The organism is Armatimonas sp. (genome assembly GCF_031410135.1).
In the GTDB taxonomy this organism is placed as follows: Bacteria; Armatimonadota; Armatimonadia; order Armatimonadales; family Armatimonadaceae; genus Armatimonas.
Window position 1 is genome coordinate 1 of the sequence record NZ_JANNYP010000308.1, and the last position, 2,440, is coordinate 2,440.

General features: G+C 58.4%; 3 protein-coding genes. 2 read left to right on the forward strand and 1 reads right to left on the reverse strand.

The features are described 5' to 3' along the window. On the reverse strand, positions 1-690 hold a 690-nt coding region (locus RMO15_RS11110), incomplete at its 3' end, for a beta-galactosidase (protein ID WP_309712033.1). 85 nt (positions 691-775) lie between these two features. Here RMO15_RS11110 and RMO15_RS11115 point away from each other — a divergent pair. Together RMO15_RS11115 and RMO15_RS11120 are read left to right on the forward strand one after the other, a co-directional pair. Beyond that, on the forward strand, positions 776-1,795 hold the full coding sequence (locus tag RMO15_RS11115; RefSeq protein ID WP_309712035.1) for a LacI family DNA-binding transcriptional regulator: 1,020 nt from the start codon (positions 776-778) through the stop codon (positions 1,793-1,795). Between the two features lies 1 nt (position 1,796). Continuing rightward, positions 1,797-2,440 (forward strand): cellulase family glycosylhydrolase (locus RMO15_RS11120; protein ID WP_309712038.1); only part of this gene is annotated, 644 nt, incomplete at its 3' end.

Genomic DNA, 2,440 nt, shown 5'->3' on the forward strand with positions numbered 1-2,440 from the left:
GCGGTAGCAGTTCAGCAAGCTCTCGCTCTGAAAGCGCTGCCAGTCCAGCTTCAGCGCCTGGATTGCCCCCTCGCCATTGCGGTACGGCGGCTCGACCTGTGCTAGATCCGTGAACGTATGCCCCCAGAAACTCGTGGACCAGCGCTTGTTCAGCTCGGCGAGGCTTCCGTACTTTACTTTCAGCCACTCTCGGAACGTTGCGGCGCAGGTCTCGCACCAGCAGTAGTTGCCGTACTCGTTGCTGACATGCCAGAGGAGCACTGCCGGATGGTCTTTGTAGCGCTCGGCGAGCTTTCGGGCCAGATTGGTCGAGAGTCGGCGGAAGTTCGCCGAGTTCGGGCAGAAGGTATGGCGATTCCCGTGGCGGCGGCGCACGCCCATGTCGTCGGCAGTCAAAACATCGGGGTACTTCTGGGTTACCCAGGCAGGCACGGACGCTGTGGCGGTTGCCAGGCAGACTTTTATCCCACCCGCCGCGAGCTTGTCTAAAATCTCATCAAGCCACTCAAACGTGAACGTGTCCTCGTCGGGCTGGAGGCTCACCCACCCAAAAACGGGCAGCGTGGCGACATTGACACTTGCCTCTTGCATCAGCCGGACATCCTCCGTCCAGACCTCACGCGGCCACTGCTCAGGATTGTAGTCGCCGCCGTAGAGAAACGAAGGGAACGCCGAAAAAGAGGTGCTCATGACTGGCATTGTATCGCCTTGACAAGTCGAAAAGCATCCGATAGACTTTTCTTGCAATCGTGTGCAATAGCATTATTCACTCACCATGATTACTCTGGAAGATATCGCACGCCAAGCTGGCGTCTCTCACTCAACTGTCTCGCGGGCGCTGGCAGATAGCCCTCTTGTCAATGCTGAGACGAAAAAGCGCATCCAGATACTGGCAAGTGAGGCGGGCTATCAGGTCAATCAAGTGGCGCGCAATCTCAAGGCACGCTCCACCAAGACGATTGGCCTCGTGGTTCCCGAGGTCTCGAACCCCTACTACCCCAAATTGGTACAACTGATCGCTGATCTCGCGAGAGAGGCGGGCTATAGCCTGCAGCTCCAGCTCAGCGGTACCGACCAAGACGCAGAGTCCGCCTGTCTTGAGTCGCTTCGAGCGCAGCGCGTGGACGGAATTTTACTCGTGTCTGGCGAGAGTGGCCTTGTAGCCCGTGAGCATGTCAATGCGCTGGCCGCTTCGGGTGTTCCGCTCGTACTGATGGGCTGGGTGGAGAGTACCGAACACTTAGATACGGTCACCGGGGACGATGCCAAGGGCGGCTATGCTCTCGCCCAGCACTTGATCCGACTGGGACACCGCCGCATCGCGATCTTGGGAAAGCGCCCTCATCGCGGCATCTACGACCGACTTCAGGGCTTCAAAGCAGCCCTCGACGAAGCGGGTGTGACGCTTCCCGGGGCGCTGCAAGTGATGGCTAAGACAGACGCGGAGGTTGGGCGTGGCGTGGCGCAGCTCCTCGCACTCCCCGAGCCTCCCACCGCCATCTTTGCGTACCAAGACTCACTCGCCGCCCTGGTGATTGGCTACCTTGCCGATGCGGGTATCTCTGTTCCACAACAAATGACGGTGGTGGGTTTTGACAACCTCGATCTGGCAACCTATATCAGCCCGCGCCTGACCACGATCGGCGGCCATATCGAGCCATTGGCGACGCAGTTCGTGGGTTTACTGCTGGAGCGTATTCAGAAAGCAGCGCCGGATACAGCGCCGCAACATCGAGTAGTGACGCCTCAGCTGGTCGTGCGCAAGAGCTGCGCTCCCCCAAGAGAGAAAAAATAAGATGAAAATAAAAATGTTACATGTCGAAGGAACGCGCCTAAAAGATAGCGCGGGGCGGGTGGTTCGTCTCCAGGGGGTTAATGTCCCCAGCCTAGACTGGAGCAACACGGGCGACCATCTGACAGCGTCTCTAAACCGGGCACTGACGGACTGGAAAGCAAAGCTCATTCGCATTCCTCTGTCCCAAGATCGTTGGTTTGGCAAATCAGGCGATAGTAGCGACGAGTACAGAATCGTCGTGGATGGAGTCGTGCGCCAGGTTGCCGCCCAAAATGGTTATGTTTTACTTGACCTACACTGGTCCAACGGCGGCAAGTGGGGCCAGAATATCGGCCAGCACTGCATGCCCGACGACAACAGCGTGTTGTTCTGGAAAGACCTCGCCAAGCGCTACGCCAACCACCCGGCGGTACTCTTTGATCTCTACAACGAGCCGCACGATGTCTCCTGGGAGATTTGGAAAAGCGGTGGCATGGTCGAGGAGCGCAATGAGGACCCCAAGCGTGGCCTCTACCTGAAGTACCACACGCCCGGCATGCAGGCGCTCTTAGACACCGTGCGAGCGACAGGGGCAAAAAATATCGTCGTCGCAGGCGGCCTCGACTGGGGCTATGATTTAAGCGGCGTGCTAAAGGGCCACGCGCT